The 19,174-nt window shown below is 71.2% G+C and carries 23 protein-coding genes; 11 read left to right on the top strand and 12 right to left on the bottom strand.

What is annotated here, in order from left to right:
* The first annotated feature begins 15 nt into the window (after nt 1–15).
* Nucleotides 16–714, top strand: a complete 699-nt coding sequence (locus PKF00_RS39275) for a hemerythrin domain-containing protein (RefSeq protein ID WP_271222834.1) — start codon at nt 16–18, stop codon at nt 712–714.
* Nucleotides 715–754: 40 nt separating this feature from the next.
* Here PKF00_RS39275 and PKF00_RS39270 read toward each other — a convergent pair whose 3' ends face one another.
* Nucleotides 755–1,582 (bottom strand): GDSL-type esterase/lipase family protein, encoded by an 828-nt coding sequence (locus PKF00_RS39270; RefSeq protein ID WP_271222833.1) that lies wholly within the window; start codon nt 1,580–1,582, stop codon nt 755–757.
* Between the two features lie 90 nt (nt 1,583–1,672).
* A complete protein-coding gene (locus PKF00_RS39265; protein WP_271222832.1) occupies nt 1,673–2,689 on the bottom strand; it encodes a GlxA family transcriptional regulator in 1,017 nt (338 codons plus the stop codon).
* 131 nt (nt 2,690–2,820) lie between these two features.
* Between PKF00_RS39265 and PKF00_RS39260 the strand changes: the two genes are divergently transcribed.
* Both PKF00_RS39260 and PKF00_RS39255 read left to right on the top strand, forming a co-directional pair.
* The gene (locus PKF00_RS39260; RefSeq protein WP_271222831.1) at nt 2,821–4,227 is read left to right on the top strand and encodes an MFS transporter; all 1,407 of its coding nucleotides are present in this window, start codon (nt 2,821–2,823) and stop codon (nt 4,225–4,227) included.
* A 32-nt stretch (nt 4,228–4,259) separates the two neighbouring features.
* Nucleotides 4,260–5,057: an SAM-dependent methyltransferase gene (locus tag PKF00_RS39255; RefSeq protein ID WP_271222830.1), complete on the top strand. Its 798-nt coding sequence runs from the start codon at nt 4,260–4,262 to the stop codon at nt 5,055–5,057.
* On the opposite strand, the gene PKF00_RS39250 is transcribed toward PKF00_RS39255, so the two are convergent.
* Nucleotides 5,049–5,957 (bottom strand): Sco1979 family transcriptional regulator, encoded by a 909-nt coding sequence (locus tag PKF00_RS39250; protein ID WP_271222829.1) that lies wholly within the window; start codon nt 5,955–5,957, stop codon nt 5,049–5,051. The two genes, PKF00_RS39255 and PKF00_RS39250, sit on opposite strands and share 9 nt — an antisense overlap.
* Before the next feature lie 306 nt (nt 5,958–6,263).
* On the opposite strand from PKF00_RS39250, the gene PKF00_RS39245 reads away from it, so the two are divergent.
* On the top strand, nt 6,264–6,500 hold the full coding sequence (locus PKF00_RS39245) for a hypothetical protein (protein WP_271222828.1): 237 nt from the start codon (nt 6,264–6,266) through the stop codon (nt 6,498–6,500).
* Between the two features lie 100 nt (nt 6,501–6,600).
* The gene (locus PKF00_RS39240) at nt 6,601–6,873 is read left to right on the top strand and encodes a hypothetical protein (protein ID WP_271222827.1); all 273 of its coding nucleotides are present in this window, start codon (nt 6,601–6,603) and stop codon (nt 6,871–6,873) included.
* A 163-nt stretch (nt 6,874–7,036) separates the two neighbouring features.
* Here PKF00_RS39240 and PKF00_RS39235 read toward each other — a convergent pair whose 3' ends face one another.
* Nucleotides 7,037–7,633, bottom strand: coding sequence for a nucleoside/nucleotide kinase family protein (locus PKF00_RS39235; RefSeq protein WP_271222826.1), 597 nt, complete (start codon nt 7,631–7,633; stop codon nt 7,037–7,039).
* Nucleotides 7,634–8,004: 371 nt separating this feature from the next.
* Here PKF00_RS39235 and PKF00_RS39230 point away from each other — a divergent pair, with 371 nt between their 5' ends.
* On the top strand, nt 8,005–8,310 hold the full coding sequence (locus tag PKF00_RS39230) for an isoamylase early set domain-containing protein (RefSeq protein WP_271222825.1): 306 nt from the start codon (nt 8,005–8,007) through the stop codon (nt 8,308–8,310).
* A gap of 158 nt (nt 8,311–8,468) precedes the next feature.
* Here PKF00_RS39230 and PKF00_RS39225 read toward each other — a convergent pair whose 3' ends face one another.
* Both PKF00_RS39225 and PKF00_RS39220 read right to left on the bottom strand, forming a co-directional pair.
* Complete coding sequence (locus PKF00_RS39225) at nt 8,469–8,927, bottom strand: DUF6789 family protein (RefSeq protein WP_271222824.1); 459 nt, start codon at nt 8,925–8,927, stop codon at nt 8,469–8,471.
* A 60-nt stretch (nt 8,928–8,987) separates the two neighbouring features.
* Entirely contained in the window at nt 8,988–10,103 is a 1,116-nt protein-coding gene (locus PKF00_RS39220; RefSeq protein ID WP_271222823.1) for an acetate/propionate family kinase, read from the bottom strand.
* Between the two features lie 467 nt (nt 10,104–10,570).
* Here PKF00_RS39220 and PKF00_RS39215 point away from each other — a divergent pair, with 467 nt between their 5' ends.
* Both PKF00_RS39215 and PKF00_RS39210 read left to right on the top strand, forming a co-directional pair.
* On the top strand, nt 10,571–11,299 hold the full coding sequence (locus PKF00_RS39215; RefSeq protein WP_271222822.1) for a hypothetical protein: 729 nt from the start codon (nt 10,571–10,573) through the stop codon (nt 11,297–11,299).
* Between the two features lie 136 nt (nt 11,300–11,435).
* A complete protein-coding gene (locus PKF00_RS39210; protein ID WP_271222821.1) occupies nt 11,436–11,804 on the top strand; it encodes an STAS domain-containing protein in 369 nt (122 codons plus the stop codon).
* A gap of 83 nt (nt 11,805–11,887) precedes the next feature.
* Here PKF00_RS39210 and PKF00_RS39205 read toward each other — a convergent pair whose 3' ends face one another.
* Nucleotides 11,888–12,460, bottom strand: a complete 573-nt coding sequence (locus PKF00_RS39205) for an HAD-IA family hydrolase (protein WP_271222820.1) — start codon at nt 12,458–12,460, stop codon at nt 11,888–11,890.
* A 270-nt stretch (nt 12,461–12,730) separates the two neighbouring features.
* On the opposite strand from PKF00_RS39205, the gene PKF00_RS39200 reads away from it, so the two are divergent.
* Complete coding sequence (locus PKF00_RS39200) at nt 12,731–13,000, top strand: hypothetical protein (RefSeq protein WP_271222819.1); 270 nt, start codon at nt 12,731–12,733, stop codon at nt 12,998–13,000.
* 209 nt (nt 13,001–13,209) lie between these two features.
* Here the strand turns inward: PKF00_RS39200 and PKF00_RS39195 are convergent, their stop codons facing one another.
* Complete coding sequence (locus tag PKF00_RS39195) at nt 13,210–13,611, bottom strand: ATP-binding protein (RefSeq protein WP_271222818.1); 402 nt, start codon at nt 13,609–13,611, stop codon at nt 13,210–13,212.
* Nucleotides 13,604–13,930 (bottom strand): STAS domain-containing protein, encoded by a 327-nt coding sequence (locus PKF00_RS39190; protein ID WP_271222817.1) that lies wholly within the window; start codon nt 13,928–13,930, stop codon nt 13,604–13,606. Before PKF00_RS39190 ends, PKF00_RS39195 begins: the two co-directional genes overlap by 8 nt.
* Before the next feature lie 65 nt (nt 13,931–13,995).
* Between PKF00_RS39190 and PKF00_RS39185 the strand changes: the two genes are divergently transcribed.
* A complete protein-coding gene (locus PKF00_RS39185; RefSeq protein WP_271222816.1) occupies nt 13,996–17,112 on the top strand; it encodes a SpoIIE family protein phosphatase in 3,117 nt (1,038 codons plus the stop codon).
* A gap of 271 nt (nt 17,113–17,383) precedes the next feature.
* On the opposite strand, the gene PKF00_RS39180 is transcribed toward PKF00_RS39185, so the two are convergent.
* Nucleotides 17,384–17,602: an EF-hand domain-containing protein gene (locus PKF00_RS39180; protein ID WP_271222815.1), complete on the bottom strand. Its 219-nt coding sequence runs from the start codon at nt 17,600–17,602 to the stop codon at nt 17,384–17,386.
* A gap of 226 nt (nt 17,603–17,828) precedes the next feature.
* Between PKF00_RS39180 and PKF00_RS39175 the strand changes: the two genes are divergently transcribed.
* Nucleotides 17,829–18,311, top strand: coding sequence for a GNAT family N-acetyltransferase (locus PKF00_RS39175; protein ID WP_271222814.1), 483 nt, complete (start codon nt 17,829–17,831; stop codon nt 18,309–18,311).
* A gap of 119 nt (nt 18,312–18,430) precedes the next feature.
* Here the strand turns inward: PKF00_RS39175 and PKF00_RS39170 are convergent, their stop codons facing one another.
* Nucleotides 18,431–18,676, bottom strand: a complete 246-nt coding sequence (locus tag PKF00_RS39170) for a type B 50S ribosomal protein L31 (protein WP_271222813.1) — start codon at nt 18,674–18,676, stop codon at nt 18,431–18,433.
* A 2-nt stretch (nt 18,677–18,678) separates the two neighbouring features.
* On the bottom strand, nt 18,679–18,843 hold the full coding sequence (rpmG, locus tag PKF00_RS39165) for a 50S ribosomal protein L33 (RefSeq protein WP_271222812.1): 165 nt from the start codon (nt 18,841–18,843) through the stop codon (nt 18,679–18,681).
* Between the last annotated feature and the right edge of the window lie 331 nt (nt 18,844–19,174).

Below are 19,174 nucleotides of genomic sequence, written 5' to 3'. Positions count from 1 at the left end.
CCCCATCGTGACGGCATGACGACCTCAGCGAACGCCTCCTCCAACGCCCCTCTGAACGCCCCTTCGCACAGCACGGCGAACGCCGTCCGGCGTCGTGCGGGCGACCCGGTCCCCGACCTCGTCACCTTCCTCGTCTTCCACTCGGGCCTGCGCCGCGACTTCGGCCGCCTGGCGGACGCCCTCGACCGGTGCGCTCCCGGCGACACGCGGCGGCGCGCGCTGATCGACGAGCACACCGCGCTGTTGCTGCGCGCCCTGCACCACCACCACGCCGGTGAGGACGACGACATCTGGCCGCTGCTGCGGACGCTGGTCCCCGAGGCGGGCCCGACGCTGGACCACCTCGAAGCCGACCACCAGGAGATGGACGCCGTCATCGGACGGCTGGCGGCCACCGGCGCCGACGCCGCCGAGCGGGCCCGCGACCTGCGCAGCCTCCAGACCCTCCTCCGCGCGCACCTGGACCTGGAGGAGGCCGAGATCGTCCCGCTGATCCGCGAGCACATCAGCGCCGCCCAGTGGGACGAGATCGGCAGGAAGGTCAACAAGGGCCAGGGCCGGGACCTCCCCATGGTCGCCGCCTGGGTCGTCGACGTCGCCTCCCCCGAGGACCGCGAGCACATATTCGCGACCGCCCCCGCGATCATGCGGGTGCTCTACCGGCTCTCGTGGCGACGCGCCTACGAACGCAGAATGGCGCGTGTCTTCGGATGACCGCGACCGCCGACGCCCGCGCCTCCTCCGTGGCGGGCGGTCATCGGTCGTCGGCCGGATAGGTGAGCTCGGCGAGCAACCGCTGGCCCGAGGTGTTGGGGTGGAAGTAGTCCCAGGTGTTCACGTTGGACAGCTCGAAGCGGTAGGCGAAGACCGCGCCGCCGTCGGTGCGGCAGACGACGTACTCGGCGCAGACCCTGGCCGCGACCGCGTTGTAGTCGGCCACCCGCGCGCGCACCCGGTCCCGTCTGTCGACGTCCGCCTGGTCGGTCGAGCGGGGCCGCTCCAGCAGCGACTGACAGATGTCCAGGGTGGCCCAGGCCGCGCGGGCGGCCGAGCTGCCCTTGCCGACCTCCCACAGGCGCTTGACGTCGGGAACACTGGTCACGAAGATCGCCGCGTTGGGCAGGCCGGTGGTGAGGGTCCGCAGCGCCGTTCGGAACGCGGCCTCGTAGTCGGCCACCGGGGTCATGGACGCCTCGGAGGAGGTGCAGGCGTCGTTGGCGCCGACCAGGATCGTGACGTAGTCCACCCCCTGGGAGACGGCCCGCTGGGCCTGCCCGGGGATGTCGGCGGCCTTCGCCCCCGTCTTGCCGTCGTTGTAGGCGATGAGGGAGGGGTTGGCCGCCTGCAGACGCCGGTAGTGGCTGTTGACGGATGAGGCGGATCCGGTGGACCAGGACCTGGACGGGCAGTCGAGGTAGAAGCCGCACGCGTTGAAGCCCCGGGTGATGGAGTCTCCCAGCGAGGCCATCGAGGTCACCGGTCCCGGGACGGGCGAGGCGTCCGCCAGGGCCGCGGCCGGGACGAGGGCGGGGGTCAGCGCCGCGAGGAGGAGCGTCGTGAGAACTCGGCGGGGGGTGATCAATCCGGCCTCCTGGGGCTCTCCCCCGATCGACTCTGGTGATCAGAATGTCAGCCCGTTTCGCCGAATTGACAAGGTCACATTACGTCTTCCTCACGGATCAGTAAGACCGCTTTCCCGACGAACCCGATGTTTCACCCCATCCCGTCCTGCCGCCGCGGGCGGGGACAGGAAGGCGTTGCGGTACTGCCCCGGGGTGGTTCCCGTCGCTTGGCGGAACCGCTCGCGCATGGCGAGCGCGGAGGGGAACCCCGCACGGGCCGCCACGACCTCGACGGTGGCGTCGGTGGTCTCCAACAGCCTGCGGGCGTGGTCGAGGCGGCGTCGCTGGAGCCACTGCAGGGGCGACAGGCCGGTCTCGGCCTTGAAGCGGCGGGTGAACGTGCGCTCAGCCAGGTGGGCGTGCGCGGCCATGTCCGCCAGGCTCAGCGGGCGGTGGAGCTGCTCGGTCAGCCACAGGCGGGTCGACTCCAGGCCGCCGCCCGCGCTGTCGGGCACCGGCCGCTCGATGTACTGGGCCTGGCCGCCGCTGCGGTGGGGCGGCACGACGGTGCGCCTGGCGGCGTGGTTGGCGACCTCGACGCCGTGGTCGGTCCGGATCATGTGCAGGCACAGGTCGACCCCGGCCGCCACGCCCGCCGAGGTGAGGATCTCGCCGTCGTCGACGTAGAGGACCGCGGGATCGACGAGCACCTCGGGGTGGGCGGCGGCGAGCCGCTCGGCGTGCGCCCAGTGGGTCGTGGCCCGCCTGCCGTCCAGCAGCCCCGCCTCCGCCAGCACGAACGCGCCGGTGCAGATCGCCGCGACGCGGGCGCCCCCGGCGTGGGCGGCGCGCAGCGCCGTGAGCACCTCGGCGGCGCCGTCCGCCCCGAAGCCGGCCTTGCCGGGCACGATCACGGTGTCGGCCTCGCGCAGGGCGTCGAGGCCGTGCGCGACGTGGAGCGGCACGCCGGTCGAGGACTCGACGAGACCGGGCTCCATCCCGCACAGGCGGACGTCGTACCGCGGCCCCCCGGGACAGTCCGCCAGCCCGAGGACGAAGATCTGGCCGGGGATGGCGAGGTCGAAGAGGACGAAGCGCGGCAGCGCGAGCACGACGATCCGATGCATGGCCGGAATCATACCTTTTTATGCTTTTCAGCCACTATCTCCTGTCGTCTGGCAGGCCAGAGACTTGTCTCCGGCAACGGCAACGACCGCGGCCGTAGCCGGAACGCAGGCGTACAGCGACGAGGAGCACCGTGAGCGACACCACCGAGCAGGACGAGGCCGGAGCGTCAGGAGCCGGACGGAGGCGGCTGAACCTGACTGTGCTGACCGTCGCGCAGGCGCTGGCGATGTGCGGCGCGGCGATCGACCTGACTGTCACCGGCCTGGCCGGGATGCGGCTCGCCCCCACCCCGGCGCTGGCCACGGCCCCCTTCGCCCTGATCACCGTGGCGACGGCGCTCGGCTCCTATCCGGCGTCCGCACTGATGGCACGGGTCGGCAGGCGCACGGGCTTCCTGCTCGGCTCGGCCGCCGGGCTGCTGTCCGGGCTGACGTCCGTCGTGGCCGTGATGATCCACTCTTTCTGGCTGCTGTGCCTGGGCACCGCCGCCATCGGCCTCTACCAGTCCTTCAGCGGCTACTACCGGTACGCCGCCGCGGACGACGCCCTGCCGCACAGGCGGACCAGGGCCCTGTCGACCGTGATGGCGGCGGGCGTCGTCGCGGCGATCACCGGGCCGTTCGTCGCGACCGCCGGGCAGGACGTGCTGTCCGAGCCCTTCGCCGGGTCCTACCTGGTCGTGGCGGCGCTCGCCGTGTGCTCCGCCCTCACGTTGCTGCTCCTGCGCGTCGCGCCCGTCGCGCCCTCCGCCGCGCCTTCCGCCACGCCCTCCACTGTGTCCTCCGCGCCGTCCGGCGGGTCCGGCCGGGTCACGGGCGCGGCGACGCGGCCCGTGCTCGCGGTGCTCACCCGGCCGATCTTCATCGCGGGCGTCGGCTGCGCGGCCGCCGGGCAGTTCGCGATGATGCTGTTGATGACGGCCTCTCCGCTGGCCGCCGTGGCGCACCACCACACCGTCGCCGACGGCGCGATGGTGGTCCAGTGGCACCTGGTCGGCATGTTCGTCACCGCCCCCCTGTCCGGGCGGATCGTGGACAGGTACGGCGCCACGGCGGGAGCGGCGGCCGGGGCCCTCCTGACCGCCGCGGGGGCCGCTCTCGCCGTGACGGGCGACAGCCGCCCGCACTTCGTGGTCGCCCTGGCCCTGGTGGGGGTGGGCTGGAACTTCCTGTCGGTCACCGGCGGAAGCCTCGTCGTGCACGCCTACCTGCCGTCCGAGCGGGCACGCGCCCAGGCCGTGGCCGAGCTGCTCGGCGCGGCGGGGGCGACCGCGGGGTCGGTGTCCGCGGGCGCGCTGCTCGCCCTGCTCGGCTGGGGCGGTCTCAACGTGGCGACGGTCATGTTCCTCGCCGTCGCCGCCGGTCTGCTCGCCCGCCCGCTCCTGCTGGCCAGGCCGGTCACGGAGACAGCCACAGAAACGGTCACGGAGACGGCCACTGAGACGGCCACTGAGACGGCCACGGCCCCCGGCGACGCGGCGGAGACGAAGGACGCGGTCGGCGCGCGCATGACCGGAGACAGCCGACAATCGTCCTAGATCACCCTGGATGGGATGACTACACTCAGCTCGTGAGTCATGATCAGTCACCTCCCGACGGCATCGACACCGGCACCCCGCACGTGGCACGCGTGTACGACTACGTCCTCGGCGGCAAGAACAACTACGCCGTCGACCGAGAGTACGCGGACAGGATCGTCGCTCAGGTGCCCGACTATCCCGTTCTCGCCAGGGCGAACCGGCTCTTCCTGAGCCGGTCGGTCGAGCTGATGGCCCAGGCGGGCATCCGGCAGTTCATCGACCTGGGCGCGGGCATCCCGACTTCGCCGAACGTGCACGAGATCGCCCGTGAGACCGCCCCGGAGACACGGGTGGTCTACGTCGACAACGACCCCATCGTCTCGGTCCACAACGACGTGCTCCTGGCCACCGACAGCCGGCTGACCTCCATCCGCGCGGACCTCCGGGAGCCCGAGAGCATCCTCGCCCATCCTGACCTGCTGCGGCTCATCGACTTCGACGAGCCGGTCGGGGTGCTGTTCATCGCGGTGCTGCAGCTGTTCCCCGGCGCGGAGGAGCCCGCGAGGATCGTCCGCGCCTTCCGCGAGCGCATGGTCGAGGGCAGCCACCTCGCCATCGCCCAGCCGAGCGCCGAGGGGAGCCAGGAGGCGGTCGACCGGGCCCGCGCCGCCCTGGCGGGAGGACCGGTGGCGGTCGACCTGCGCCGCCACGAGGAGATCCTGCCGTTCTTCGACGGGTTCGACCTGGTCGAGCCCGGCCTGGTGGACATCACGAAGTGGCGCCCCCGCATGGAGGCTCCCTCAACGGGCATGATCGTGCTCGGCGGCGTGGGCCGCAGGTCAGCCTGACGCCTCCGCGCGCAGGTCCCGCAGGAACTGCTTGCTGGCGGACACCGAGTAGGCCTGGACGCACAGGCTGTCCATGACCTGCGTGTAGTGGTCGGTCTCGTCGCGCTTCTCCACGTAGAGGGCGCTGGTGAGCTGCTCCATGTAGACCACGTCGGGCAGGTCGCGGTCGGGGAAGCGCAGGATGGAGAACGGGCCGCCCGCCGCGGCGTGACCGCCCCGGTGGAACGGCATGATCTGCAGCCTGACGTTGGGCAGCTCGGTGATCCGCAGCAGGTGGTCGATCTGCGCGGCCAGCACCTCCGGTCCGCCGATGGGTCGCCGGAGCACGGCCTCGTCCACGACGGCCCACACCGTCGGCGCGTTCGGCCCGTTCAGACGCTCCTGCCTGGCCATGCGGAGGGCGACGCGACGGTCGATCTCCGCGGCGGAGGCGGTGCCGTGGACGAGCATGATGACCGCGCGGGCGTAGTCGGCGCTCTGCAGGAGACCCGGGACGAACTGGACCTCGTAGGTCCGCACGACCGAGGCCGCCTCCTCGAGCCCGACGTACACCTGGAACCAGCTCGGCAGGATGTCGCCGTACTTGTGCCACCAGCCGGGCGCGTTGGCCTGCCGCACCAGCGCGAGCAGCGGCGCCCTGTCGTCGGGGTCGGTCACGCCGTACAGGGTCAGCAGGTCCGCGACGTCGCGCTCCTTGAAGCCGACCCGGCCCAGCTCGAGGCGGCTGATCTTGGCGTGGGAGGCTCGGATGGCGTATCCGGCGTCTTCCCGGGAAACGCCCTTGGCATTGCGCAGCCTGCGCAGTTGAGCGCCCAACAGGATTCGCAGAATGGTGGGGCCGCCGCCCGAATGGGCGAGGACACCGCCCACCGCACCGTCTTCGGCATGGTGTATGCCCATGATCGCTCCCTGTCACCCGTGGACGGTGCAACGGTTTCATATTTCAGACGCGGATCGTACAACTTTGGCAGCATTATCCTTGGTTTGGATATACGGATGACATTGGATCTTGTTCTAATGGAGATCTTTGTTCATGTGGGGCGGGACCCGCTCCCCTCCGTAATCACCCCGAACCGCGCGGCGCGGCGGGAGCCGTCCGGCAGGCGGGACGCCCGGAACACCCAGGTCGCGGCGGCTCCCACCGGACTCCGCGCCACTCGGCCCCAGGCGTGGAGTCCGGAGCCGGGATGCGGGTATGGAGAGCGGATGAGCATCCACGATGAACTCCGCCAAGTCGAGAAGGACCTGGCCAGGCTCCGCGCCGAAGCCGCCGGCCTGCGCGAGCAGGTCGGTGAGATCGGTCCGACGGACGCCGCCGAGCGGTCAGCGCTGATCAGCATGGCCGACCAGCAGGAGGGCCTGGCCGACGAGTTGGAGGAGCGGCGGGAGAGCCTGCTCAGGCGAATCGCCGACAACGACCGCGTCAACGCGCAGGACTCCTGAGCTGACCCCTGATATCGGACATTCGATTACACATAACGCGAAAGGGTACCGATAACAGCGAACAACATCAGGGGGAGAAATGATCAGCAGGCTTCACAAAATGGGTATAAAGTCCAGCGCGATGTACGCGGCCGGGTTCGCCTCGATCGGCCTGTCCTTCGCGTCCTGGCTGACGTCGAGGTCGGTGGAGCACGCGGGAACGGACCGGGCCGACCGGTGGGGGATCTTCGTCGGCCAGTGGGCTCCGACCTTCTTCGCGCTGGGCGTCGCCCTGCGCATCGAGGAGACCCACGAGACCGGCCGGGCGGCACGCGAAGAGCTGGTCGAGACCAGCTACACCGAAGGCAGAATGCCGTCGCGCGCCGGAGTGTAGCGCCCCGCACGAAACCCTTCGCCGGATCACGGCCGGTCACCCGCGCCGATCCGCTCGGAGCACCGGCGCCCCGGACGGCCGTGAACACGGTTGGGACGCGTGGCCGCCACGCCGCGGCGAACCCGCGTCCCGCCGGTCCGCGGCCCTCAGCCCACGGTCCGTCTCACGGCCGTTCGACCACCGCGGGATGGCGGGGATCGTCGACGCGGACGACGACGTCGGCGACGTCCAGCGGTTCGGCCTCGCGTTCGTACCTCGCGTAGGCGGGCAACGTCCACCGTCGCTCCTCGTCGGTGCGCCGGGCGAGCGCGCCGGGCGACAGCCACAGATGCACGGTCAGGTCGAACGGGAGTCCCCGGCCCAGCAGCAGCGCCCCGTCGAGCAGCAGCACTCCGCCCTCCGGCACGGTGACGTACGGCGCGCGTGTCGCCCTGTCGATCCTGGTGTCCCACAGCGTGGGCAGCACCCTGCCGGAACGGCCGGGCTCCAGCGGGCCGAGAACCTCGCGGACCAGGGCTCCGGTGTCGAGCCAGTCGGCGTAGAAGGCGTCGGGATCGGTCTTGCCGTACTCGAAGCGGAGCGACGCGGGGCGCAGGAAGTCGTCCGAGGACACCCGGAGCACCTCGCGCCCGCGAAGGCGCAGGGGGTCGACCAGATCGTCCGCCAGCCGTCCGGGACGCGCCGCGGGCGCGCCGTCGAAGGCGACCCGCACCCAGGAGGAGCGGGGCGCGGCCGCTATCCGGTCGGCGAGCTCCTCCACAAGGAGCGATGGTGAGATAGGCCGTATGTCCACGGGACATCTTTACCGATGTAACCGCACTCAGGGCTTCCGTCACGTCACTGGAGATCCATACAGGCATGGTCATGTTCAACCTGAACCGGTCAAGCATCACGATCTAGTCAAGGTCGGACGTGATCCCGCTCAAAAATCGACGGCCCGTGTTGTCGCGCGATGACTGGCGGTAACCATCCATGTGGATCGTTACCGCCAGCCGTGACCCGGATGTCGGCTTCCCGATCGCGGCCTGCCACGCGGGACACGCGCTCGTGGAGCAGACGCGACCTTCGTGTCGGCCGCGGGCGGGAACACGGCCGGTTACCTACGGAGACAGTGAAGTCAGGAGAAAATCGATGATCAAACGTGGTAAGCCCACCAAGAACGGGAAGGTCAAACTCACCTTCACCGTGCCGTTCGAGCGGCCGCTCGGCGGAGTCTCGCTGGTCGGCGACTTCAACGGCTGGGACCCCTACGCTCACCCGATGGAGCGCAAGGACAACGGCACCTACCAGGTGACTCTCACCGTCCCGTCACAGCAGCCGATCCGCTTCCGCTACCTCGCGGACGGCGGCCTCTGGTTCGACGACGCCGACGCCGACCACCACGACGAGCACGGCGGCCACCTCAAGCCCGCCGTCGAACCCGCTCCGACGGCCTAGACCACGACGCCCAGACCACGACGCCTCGCCCGCGCCCGGCCCCGCGGCGAGGCGGAACCAGACGGGCCGTACGGCAGGACGACACACCTTCCGCCGTCTCCACGGTCATCACCCGGCGAGAGACGGCCTCCCCCCTCCCCGCCGCGGCGAGGCGGACATCAGGGGCGGCGGGACCCCAGAGCGGCGTTGAGACCGTTGACGGCGAGTGCGAGCACGACGCCGTACACCACGTGACCCGCCGCCATCACCACGGGACGCCCGGGCCGGTCACTGGAGATCGGCGGCAGGATGCCGAGGGCCGGCACCCAGCCCTGGTAGCTGACGAGCCAGATGGCCAGCCCGTAGCCGACGCCCACCGTCAGCGGCGCGCGGCGTCCCTCCCAGGGCAGGGCGAACAGGGCTCCGCACACACCGCCGAAGCCGAAATGGCTGATCGCGCCCAGCACGCCCTCCCCTCGCTTCGGACGGTGCCGATGGCCGGGCATGAAGGCGCGGGCGATGCGCCGCGGCGGCTGGTCCGGCATCAGACCGGCCCGGTCCCCGGCGAGCATCACCGTGCTCATCACGGCGGTGGCGAGCACCCCGCTCACAGCTCCGTTGACGAGATCGCGTTTCACAGTTCCCCCTCTGGTCCCCGCTGTTCCCCATCTGACGTGCGCTTTCCCCCTCAGCCGCCGCTACCCCGCCCCGCCGAGCGCGCCCAGGGTGTCACGGGCGAGCTGCAGTTCCTCCCTCGGCCTGACGACCAGCACCGGCACGGCCGCGTCAGGCGGGCTCACCGTCCCGTCCGCCTCCACCTGGGCGAGAGCGGGCGGCTCGACGCCCAGCGGTCCCAGCCTGCGGCAGACGGCGTCGCGGACCTCCGGCTGGTCCCAGCCGATCTCCCCGGTGAAGACCAGCGCGTCCACCCTGTCCAGGCTTGTCGCGGCGGCGGCGATCTCCCTGCCCACCCGGTGCGTGAACACCTCCAGCGCCAGCGCCGCCTCGGGATCGTCGGAGCCGACCAGCTCCCTGGTGTCGCCGGACCTGCCACCCGACAGTCCCAGCAGCCCCGACCGGTGCTCCAGCCCGTCGCGCAGTTCCTCCAGCGACAGGCGGGATCCCGACAGCAGCCACAGCAGCATGCCCGGGTCGACGCTGCCCGACCGCTTGCTCATCGGCACTCCTTCGAGCGGCGTGAAGCCCATGGAGGTGTCCACGCTGCGTCCTTCGCGGACCGCGCACACCGAGGATCCCCCGCCGAGGTGGGTGAGGACCATGTTCAGGGCCGTGGCCGGTCGTCCGAGGATCTCGGCCGCCCGCCGCAGCGCCCAGGCGTACGACAGCCCGTGGAAGCCGTAGCGGCGCAGGCCGTACCGGCTGCGCCACTCCCGTGGCAGCGCGTAGGTCGCCGCGCTCTCGGGCAGGTCGGCGTGGAAGGCGGTGTCCGGGCAGAGCACGTGCGGGACGCCGGGCAGCTCGCGCCCGCACGCCTCGACGAGGTCGAGGGCGGGCGGAACGTGCAGCGGCGCGAGATCGGCGTACTCGCGCACCGCGGCGAGCACGCCGTCGTCGGCGACCGTCGGACGCCGTACGGCGTCGCCGCCGTGCACCAGCCGGTGGCCCACCGCCACGGGATCGCAGCCGGGCGACGCGCCGAGGAAGTCCCTCAGCGTCCGCCCGACGGTGTCCGGGTCGGGACTCCGCTCGCTGTGCTCGGCGCGCAGGACCCGCCCGTCGCGGACGACATGGAGCTGGAGACTGGACGACCCCGCGTTGACGGTGAGCACCGCCTGTCCGGTGGTGGTTGCCATGGTGTCCGCGTGCCCGGGGGAACACGGGGCAAACGGGACCCCGTCCCGAGGCCGGGAGGCACAGGGAGGGCGGCGGACCGCTCCCCGGGCGGAAAAGGTCACAGGAAGGGCGGCCGACCCGTCCCGGACGGGGAGGGACACGGAGGGGGCGGCAGGCTCGTCCCGAGCGGGAAAGGTCACGGAGAGAGCGGCCGACCCGTCCCGGACGGAAAGGGACACGAAAAGAGCGGCTGCCCCATCCCGGGCGGAAAGGGACGCGGAGGGGGCGGCAGGCTCGTTTCGAGGCCTGACAGCGGGTATGGCGACTGACGACACACCGAGACGAGGAGGACGCCGATGAAGGCACTCGTCACCAACCGCACGCCGAAACGCTCTCCCGCCCCACAGGGCTCCGGCTCCCGGGGCGAGGCCGTCACAGGATCCCCCGCCGTCCGGCCGGTCGCCGCGCCACCCGGTTCGTGACCGCCATGTCGGCGACGCCCTTCACGTCCTCGAGGACGGCGAGCGCGGCCAGGACCGTCGCCCGCAGGATCGCCGCGGCGCGCGGCGGCCGCGCCGTGCACGCCGACGGCGAGTCCTTCCTCGCCACGCTTCACGTGGTCGGCCATCCGATGCTCGGCGTTCCGGCTCTCGACGGGCCCGACGACCACGACGCGATCGTCCGCCTGTCCAGGGCGGGGTTCCTTCCCCGACCCCTGCCCGACGTGCTCGGCCTGGCCGTCCGCCTGCCGGGCGCCGGAGGGGCGGGAGGCGACCTCGACCTGCTGCTCGCGTCGGCCCTCTGGCCGGGATGGCTGCTGACCCCGCGCGGCGACTTCGCCTCGGCGACCTACTCCACGGTTCTGCCCTACGACCACGCGGGAGAACGGCTGCGTTTCCTCGCGGTCCCGGGCGACCCGACCAGGAGGGTGCGCGCGAACACCCGCCTCCTCGCGGAAGCCGTGGCGGAAAGACCCCTGGTCTTCGTCCTCGGCGTGGACGGCGCCGACAGGCGTCCGCTGGCGTGGCTGAGCGTCCACACCCCCCTGCCTCGCGACGCCGGTGAGCCGGAGGGCTTCGACCCGGTCATGAACAGCCACCCGGCGCTGCGGCCCTCCGGGTGGCTGCAGGAGGTGCGGGTCGCCGCATACGCCGGTTCCCGGCGGGGACGGGAGGCGAAAGGCGAGGTCAGCGCCACCGTGAACCCCCACTGGTGACCCCGTTGATCATGCGCTGTTCACCTTGGGGCGTTGAACTGTCATGAGCCATGGGCGTACGGTGGTTGGAGTGGTTTCCGTCTTCGCACGGCTCCCATAAGGGCGCTGTCTCAGCAGACGTAGACAGCGGGGCATCATGACACGGCTTTCCGTCACCGTGAACGACCAACCGCGTTTCTCGGTGGTTTCGCTCAACGGCGATCTAGACAAAATATCGGCCCCACGGCTTGAGGAAGCGCTTGCTGAGTTGCTGACGCGGAGACACGTCCGCATCATCATCGACACGACCGAGCTGGATTTCTGTGACTCGACCGGCGTCTGGACGCTGCTGACGACGCTTCGCCGCGCCTACGAGCAGAGCGGCTGGCTGCGCCTGGCGGGCGTCCACGGGGTCCTCGGCCGCCTGCTGGAACTGACCCGGCTGGCCGAGGCGTTCCCCATCGACAGGGACGTGGACGAGTCCCTGCGGCGGGCCTTCGAGGGAAGCGTCTCGATCTCCCGCTGACCCCCGGCTCCCTCCGGACCCGCCCCGCCCCCGTGGCTCCCCCGCCGGGATCCTCCCCGGCTCCTCTCGGCGTCCTCGCCCGCTCAGCCGTCCGTGCGCCCCGGCGGGCGGTACAGGACGGCGTTGATGCCCAGCGCGGCCGCCGCGTCGACGTTCACAGCCCGGTCGTCGAGGAAGGTGACGTCCCCGGGCTCGGCCCCGAGCCGCCGCAGCACGCTTTCGAAGATGGCCGGGTCGGGCTTGGCGAGGGACATGCGGCAGCTGTAGAAGCGGTGGTCGAACACCTCCGACCACGGGGCGGCGTCGATGGCCGCCGCCATCGGCCCCGGCGCGTTCGACAGCAGGGCGAGCCTGTGACTGCCGGACGCCTTCTCGATCATCTCCATGGTCTCGGGGTTGAGATGGGACCAGCTCGCGGTGTCGGCGACGTCGAGCTCGGCCACGACGGGATCATCGGAGGAGAGATCACGCTCGATGACGTCACTCCAGTACAGGTGTGGAGCCTGCCCCAGGTCGTAGGCGGCCCTGTGACGCCAGTAACGCTCCTGGAAGACGTCGGGATCCCGGCCCGCGAGCGCGGCCAGCGCCGCCATCTCCCCCGCCGGCTGAGGCATGGATATGACCTCGCCGTAGTCCAGCAACATCCACGTCGTCACGGGCTCTCCCAGATCGGTCGGTCGGCGATCATCGGTCGGCGGACTCGACCATCATGCATCATCGCCACCGGAGAAGAGCGCTCGCGGGCGGTCCGGGGCGGCGTTCCGGGGCGGCGTTCCCGGGAAACCGGGGCGCCCATCGGGACGTTCCCCGGAAACCGGGGCATCCTTCGGGGAAGGACGCGCGACACTCCGGCGGGTACGTGACCCGGCCCCTCACAGCTCCTAAGGTGTTCGGGCAAGGTAGGCCGATCTCGGGGGGAGTCGAGGATGCCTCGCGTCCGTATCACGATGGACAACGCCGCCCTGCGTGACGTGGCCACGGGCGCCGCGACGCGGGAGCCCGGGTTCGACGTCAGGGCCGTCCAGGTGGTGCGGCGCGTCGGCGCGTCGCACGGCGGACGGCCCGTGGACGAGGTGTACGAAACGCTGAGGGCGAGCCTGCTGCAGATCCCGGGGGTCCAGAAGTTCGACGAGGCGCAGATCCGCGGGTGCGCGACCCGGATCAGCCAGTGGCAGGACCCACTGCCGAAGAGCTAGTCCGGGCGTTCCCGGGCTTCGCCGCGGCCACGAGACATGGGCCGTTCCCAGGCGGCCGTTCCCAGGCGGCCGTTCACCGGAGCCCGCGGGGCCCGCCCGCACCCGCCCGTACCGCCTGAAGGAGACGTGCGCCTCGGCACGCCGTTCCTGCGGCATCTCCGGGCCTGGTCCGCGGCGTGTCGTCCCGCGGGTTCGCGGAGCGGGAACGGTCAGGGAAGCGTCATCGTGAGCCGGACCGTGGATCCGGCCCCGCTGTGGAGGATCTCCACCGCGTCGCACATCTCACGCATCAGCCACAGCCCGTACCCCCTGCGGGACCCGACCGGCGGCGGCGTGAGACCCGCGTCCGCGTCGGTGAGCAGCCCCGCCTCGTCACGGATCTCGGCGACGACCCGATCCGCCTCGCACAGCAGCACGACGACCCCCTCGGTCCCCGCGTGGTCGAGCACGTTGTTCGCGGCCTCGCTGATGGCGAGGACGAAGTTCATCTCCCGTAGTTCGTCGAAGGCGGCGGGCGCCAGGAACTCGCGGGTCCGCCGCCGCATCTCGGACAGGTCCCCCGCGATCGGGAAGGCCGTCCTGCGCACGCCGCCGTGGGCCGTCTCAGCCATGGGGCTCTTCCACGATTCTGACCACCTGGTCGAGGGCGGAGATGCGGAACAGGCCCCGCAGGTGGTGGCCGACGTCGGCGAGGACGAGTTCGGTGCCCAGACGCGCCGCGTCCGCGTGGGCCTCGAGCAGCGTGACGATCCCCGAGGAGTCGCAGAACGGCACGTGCGTCAGCCGGATCACCAGCACTTCCGGCGAGTGGGCGAGGTCGTCCTCGACCGCCGTGGCCAGCAGCTCCGCGGCGTCCCGGTCAAGCTCGCCGATGGGCAGGAGGACACGCGCGCCATCGGGATCCGTCCTTCTCTCAAGGCGAATGGCCATGTCCTCACCGAAGGATGTTTTGGGTGACCAGGTATCGTCACATTACCTGATACGCGGGGAGTGAGATGCGGAAGGGCAGCCCCGCGAGCGGCGGGGAGATGGGCGGGCGCATCCGCGAGCACGACTGGTCGGCCACCCCTCTGGGACCGATCGACCGGTGGCCCGAACCGCTGAGAAGCGCGGTCGACATCGCGCTCTCCTCGCGCGCCCAGATTGTCATGTTCTGGGGAGCCGAGTACACCGCCCTGTACAACGACCCCTACATCCCGACCATCGGCGCGAAACATCCGGCCGCGCTCGGCCGGCCCGCCGAGGAGAACTGGTCCGAGCTCTGGGACGTCCTGGGTCCGCTGCTCGACCGGGTGCGCCAGACGGGCGAGCCCTTCTGGGCCCAGGACCACCCGTTCCTCCTGGACCGGCACGGCTTCGTCGAGGAGACCTACTTCGACGTCTCCTACGGCCCGGTGCACCTGGAGGACGGCGCGGTCGGCGGAGTTCTGTGCCTGGTCAGCGAGACGACGGGCCGAGTGCTCAGCGAGCGCAGGATGCGGGCGGTGAGCCTGCTGAACGCGGCGACGAGCGGGACGCCCACCCGCCACGAGGTGGCGAAGGCCGCGATGTCCGCCCTCGCGGAGGCCCGCGCCGACGTGCCCTTCGGCCTCGTCTATCTTCTCGGCGACGACGGGGACCTGCGGCTCGCCGTACCGCACCCCACCGCCCCCGAACGGATGAGCACGGCCGACGGCCTGCCCGGGACGACGACCGCCGCGAGCGCCACGACGACCCCCGGCGAGCGCTTCGGCCTGCCCGGGACCGTGGTCGTCCTGCCCGTCACCGGGGCGACCGGACTCCAGGGCCTGCTGGTGTGCGGCGTGAACCCGCGGCTCCGGCTGGACGGGCCGTACCAGGAGTTCTTCGAGCTGCTCGCGGTCGGCGTGTCACGGGCGATGACCAGCGCGGAGACCTACGAGCGGGAACGCCTGGAGGCGCGGACGCTCGCGGAGCTCGACAGCGCCAAGACCGCCTTCTTCGCCGCCGTCAACCACGAGCTGCGCACCCCCCTGACCCTGATCCTCGGACCGTTGGAGGAACTGCTCTCCGCCCCCTCTCTCGGCCCCGAGCAGCAGGACGTCGTCCGTACGGCACGCCGCAACGCGCTGCGGCTGCTCACGCTGGTCAACGACGTGCTCGACTTCACCAGCCTCGACTCGGGCCTGCCGAACGCCCGCTACCAGCCGACCGACCTGGCCGCGCAGACCGCCGAGCTGGCCAGCGTGTTCCGCTCGTCGTTCGAGAGCGCCGGGCTCTTCCTGCGCCTGGAGGCCGCTCCCCTGCCCGAGCCGGTCCACCTCGACCGGCGCATGTGGGAGCGGGTCGTGTTCAACCTGCTGTCCAACGCGCTGAAGCACACCTTCACCGGCGGCGTCACGGTCGGCGTCGAGCACGGTGAGGGCCGCGCCGTGGTCACGGTCTCCGACACCGGGGTCGGCATCGCCGAACACGAGCTCCCCAACCTCTTCCAGCGCTTCCACCGCGTCACGGGCTCACCCTCGCGCAGCCACGAGGGGACGGGCATCGGTCTGGCGCTCGTGCGCGAGCTGGTCACCCTGCACGGCGGCCTGGTCAAGGTCGACAGCGCCCTCGGCGGGGGGACGACCTTCACGATCACACTGCCGTACGGCTCCGCGCACCTCCCCCAGGACCGGCTCGGGGAGGCCGCGACGCCGTACGAGCGGGGGCCCGCCGAGACGGCGTCGTGGCTCCCCGAGCCGGACGATCCGGGGGCACGGAGCTCGGCGGCGGTCTCCGTGGACGGCCCCGCCGCGGAGCGGATCATCGTCGCCGACGACAACGCCGACCTGCGGGACTATCTCGTCCGGCTGCTCAGCCCCCACTGGGCGGTGACGGCGGTGCCCGACGGGGTGAGCGCCCTCGAGGCCGCCAGGGAACGGCCCGTGGACCTGGTCGTCGCCGACGTGATGATGCCCGGCATGGACGGTCTCGAGCTGGTTCGCAGACTACGCGCCGACTCCGTGACCCGCAGCGTGCCGATCATGCTGCTGTCGGCCAGGGCCGGCAAGGAGGAGTCGTTGACCGGCCTCATCGCGGGAGCCGACGAATACCTGGTGAAGCCGTTCTCCGCGCGGGAGCTGCTCACCCGGGTACGCGGGCTGCTGCGGCTGGCCGCCGTGCGGTCGCGGCACAACCGGCGGCTGCGTGAGCTGACCGAGGCCGCGCTCGCGCTCAACGAGGCGTCGTCGGAGCGGGAGGTGCTGGAGCTGGCGGAGAAGTACGGCAGGCTGCTGACGGACGCGCCGGAGGCGGCGGTGACGGTCACTCCCAGAGGGAACCTGCTGGTCGAGCCGGTCGGCGTCGCCCCCGCCCACGACATCGCCGGGGGCACCGTCGACACGGTGCTGGGTCAGCTCTCCCAGCTCGCCTCCGCGCGCATGCGCGACCTGCAGCAGCTGGAGCTGGAGCACCGCCTGGCGACCACCCTGCAGCTCGCCCTGCTTCCGGAGGTCCCCGAGATCGACGGCGCGTCGATCGTCGGCCGCTACCTGCCGGGAAACGACGAGGCCAGCGTCGGCGGCGACTGGTACGACGTCATCAGGGTCCCCTGCGGCGAGGTGGTGCTGGTGATCGGCGACATCGTCGGCAAGGGGGTCAGGGCCGCCGCGTCCATGGGGCAGATGCGCAACGCCCTGCGGGCCTACGCGCTGGAGGATCCCGACCCCGGGCGGATCCTCGGCCGTCTCAACCGGATGGCGACGGGCCGCTACGACCGCATGCACGCCACCGTCCTGTGCGTACGGCTCTCACCGGCCATGGGCGAGCTGTCATACGCGAGCGCGGGCCACCCTCCCATCCTGGTGTGCAGGGCGGACGGGAAGGCCGACTACCTCGGGGGCGCGCTCGCCCCGCTGGTCGGCGCACTGGAGTCCACGACCTTCCTCACGGCGCGGACCCGCCTGGAACACGGCGACCGGCTGCTGCTGTACACCGACGGCATCATCGAGAGCCGGTCCATGGACATCCTGAGCGGCATGGCCAGGCTGCGCGCCCTGACGGCGCGGACGGCCGACCTGGACCTCGAAGCCCAGCTGGAGTCGCTGCTCGGCCTGGTCGACCGGGAGGACAACCCCGACGACGTGGCCCTGCTCGGCTTCGCCCGCATCTGAGGGACCCGCCCCGGAAGGAGCGGCGGAACCGGGCCGAGACAGGATCGGTCCAGGAGCAGGATCGAACCCGAACCCGAACCCGAGCCCGGACCCGGACATTGGGCAGGACCCAGGCCCGAACCCGACCCGAACCCGGAGCAGGACCCAGGCCCGAACCCGACCCGAACCCGGAGCAGGACCCGGACCCGGAGCAGGACCCGGAGCAGGACCCGGAGCAGGATCGGTTCCGGGGCCGGGACGAGATCAGGAGGGAGGACCGGTACCCGGAGGATCAGGCCTGTGCCACGATCCTGACGAACTCCTCGAAGGACAGCCGCCCGTCTCCGTCGGCGTCGGCGTCCTGGTTCAGCGACCCGACGGCCTCCGCGGGCAGACCGGGGAAGTGCTCGCCGAACTCCCGCTCGGTGATGAAGCCGTCGCCGTCGGCGTCGATGGCGGCGAACTTCTGCCTGAGCTCGGCCAAACGCTCACCGGTGGGCTCTGCCGACATGATGGTCCGCCTTTCTCAACGATCCTCGTGCGATCAGCAGACAACTTACGGGAGGCCGGACCGGTGTGGCCACGCCGCCCCTGCCGAAAGCCTTCGCCCCACAGACCACTTCGCCTTTTCCGTCCCCTGACCCGCTCATGAGAGGTCCCTTGGCAGGCCCTGCCCAGGGTTCCCGCCAGGGTCCGCTCCCACCGGCGCACTCCGCGCGGAAGCCTAAACTTCCAGCATGATTCGCCCCGCAACGCCGGAGGACGTCCCGGCGATCATTGACATGATCCGCGGCCTCGCGGAGTACGAGAAGGCGCTGGACAAGGTCGAGACCACCGCAGAGCAGCTGAGCGAGGCGCTCTTCGGGCCCGCTCCCTCGGTGTTCTGCCACATCGCCGCCGACGGGGAGCAGGTCGCGGGGTTCGCGCTCTGGTTCGTCTCCTACTCGACCTGGCTCGGCAAGCACGGAATCTACCTCGAGGACCTCTTCGTGCACCCCGCCCACCGCAAGCAGGGGTACGGCAGGCAGCTGCTCGCCGAGCTGGCCCGCATCTGTGTCGAACGCGGTTACGGCAGGTTCGAGTGGTCGGTGCTCGACTGGAACACCCCTGCCGTCGAGTTCTACACGTCGCTGGGCGCCGCACCGCAGGACGAGTGGGTCATCCACCGCGTCACGGGAGAGGCGCTGGCCAGGCTCGCCGCGTCCGGCGAGACGAGATAGGCGTCGGCAGGACGGGACAGGTGTCCGACGAGACGGGACAGGTGTCCGACGAGACGAGATAGGAGGGACGGCCCCGCCCCGGCCCTCCGGATCTCCGTCACCCCGGCCCGCGGGTCAGGTCAGCGAGTGCCGTAGCGCCGCCTGAACCGCTCGACGCGGCCCGCGGTGTCGAGCACCCGGCCTCGCCCGGTGTGGAAGGGGTGACTCGCCGAGGAGACGTCGACGTCGACCACCGGATAGACGTGGCCGTCCTCCCAGGTGACGGTCTTGCGGCTCGTCACGGTCGAGCGGGTGAGGAAGGCGACGCCCGCGCCCGGGTCCCGGAAGACGACGGGACGGTAGTCGGGGTGGATGTTCCTCTTCATGGTTATCGGTCCTCCCGGAACAGGACGTGCTTGCGGATGATCGGGTCGTACTTGACGAGGGTGAGGCGGTCGGGGTCGTTGCGCCGGTTCTTGCGGGTCACGTACGTGTAACCCGTGTCGGCGGTCGACCGCAGCCTGACCACGGGACGCAGATCGTTTCTGGCCATCCTCGGCTCCTCTCCAGGACGAACTATCCAACGGATCCGATAACCGTTATCACCTCTCCGGCATTCCCGACGCTTCCGGCCACAGCCGCAGGGCAGGTCAGGGCGTGTTTCCTGGGGCGAGGCTCGGGGCGTTCGGAGTGTGATGTCCAGGGGTGTTCGGGGGTGGTGTTCGCTTTGTTCGCGTGGAGGGGGGCGAGTGGTCCGGCCGGCCGTCTCAGCTGAGCTCTGGCGAGATCAGGCCTCCGGCCTGGCGGGCGCGGGTGGTTGCGGTCCTTTTATACGCCGGCCGGACCACCCGCCCCCCTCCACGCATGACTGCCGGTCTCGTACG

It is taken from the genome of Streptosporangium carneum (assembly GCF_027922005.1).
GTDB lineage: Bacteria > Actinomycetota > Actinomycetes > Streptosporangiales > Streptosporangiaceae > Streptosporangium > Streptosporangium carneum.
Note: the sequence above shows the minus strand (reverse complement) of the source record. Positions and strands in the feature narration are given on the sequence as shown.

Bases quoted from the DNA above. Each gene is read 5' to 3' on its own strand.
- PKF00_RS39185 (WP_271222816.1), top strand. From the start codon at position 13,996: ATGCGGAAGGGCAGCCCCGCGAGCGGCGGGGAGATGGGCGGGCGCATC.
- PKF00_RS39265 (WP_271222832.1), bottom strand. From the start codon at position 2,689: ATGCATCGGATCGTCGTGCTCGCGCTGCCGCGCTTCGTCCTCTTCGAC.
- PKF00_RS39195 (WP_271222818.1), bottom strand. From the start codon at position 13,611: ATGGCTGAGACGGCCCACGGCGGCGTGCGCAGGACGGCCTTCCCGATC.
- PKF00_RS39240 (WP_271222827.1), top strand. From the start codon at position 6,601: ATGGGTATAAAGTCCAGCGCGATGTACGCGGCCGGGTTCGCCTCGATC.
- PKF00_RS39220 (WP_271222823.1), bottom strand. From the start codon at position 10,103: ATGGCAACCACCACCGGACAGGCGGTGCTCACCGTCAACGCGGGGTCG.
- PKF00_RS39230 (WP_271222825.1), top strand. From the start codon at position 8,005: ATGATCAAACGTGGTAAGCCCACCAAGAACGGGAAGGTCAAACTCACC.
- PKF00_RS39190 (WP_271222817.1), bottom strand. From the start codon at position 13,930: ATGGCCATTCGCCTTGAGAGAAGGACGGATCCCGATGGCGCGCGTGTC.
- PKF00_RS39275 (WP_271222834.1), top strand. From the start codon at position 16: ATGACGACCTCAGCGAACGCCTCCTCCAACGCCCCTCTGAACGCCCCT.
- PKF00_RS39250 (WP_271222829.1), bottom strand. From the start codon at position 5,957: ATGGGCATACACCATGCCGAAGACGGTGCGGTGGGCGGTGTCCTCGCC.
- rpmG (WP_271222812.1), bottom strand. From the start codon at position 18,843: ATGGCCAGAAACGATCTGCGTCCCGTGGTCAGGCTGCGGTCGACCGCC.
- PKF00_RS39210 (WP_271222821.1), top strand. From the start codon at position 11,436: ATGACACGGCTTTCCGTCACCGTGAACGACCAACCGCGTTTCTCGGTG.
- PKF00_RS39180 (WP_271222815.1), bottom strand. From the start codon at position 17,602: ATGTCGGCAGAGCCCACCGGTGAGCGTTTGGCCGAGCTCAGGCAGAAG.
- PKF00_RS39245 (WP_271222828.1), top strand. From the start codon at position 6,264: ATGAGCATCCACGATGAACTCCGCCAAGTCGAGAAGGACCTGGCCAGG.
- PKF00_RS39175 (WP_271222814.1), top strand. From the start codon at position 17,829: ATGATTCGCCCCGCAACGCCGGAGGACGTCCCGGCGATCATTGACATG.
- PKF00_RS39170 (WP_271222813.1), bottom strand. From the start codon at position 18,676: ATGAAGAGGAACATCCACCCCGACTACCGTCCCGTCGTCTTCCGGGAC.
- PKF00_RS39200 (WP_271222819.1), top strand. From the start codon at position 12,731: ATGCCTCGCGTCCGTATCACGATGGACAACGCCGCCCTGCGTGACGTG.
- PKF00_RS39215 (WP_271222822.1), top strand. From the start codon at position 10,571: ATGTCGGCGACGCCCTTCACGTCCTCGAGGACGGCGAGCGCGGCCAGG.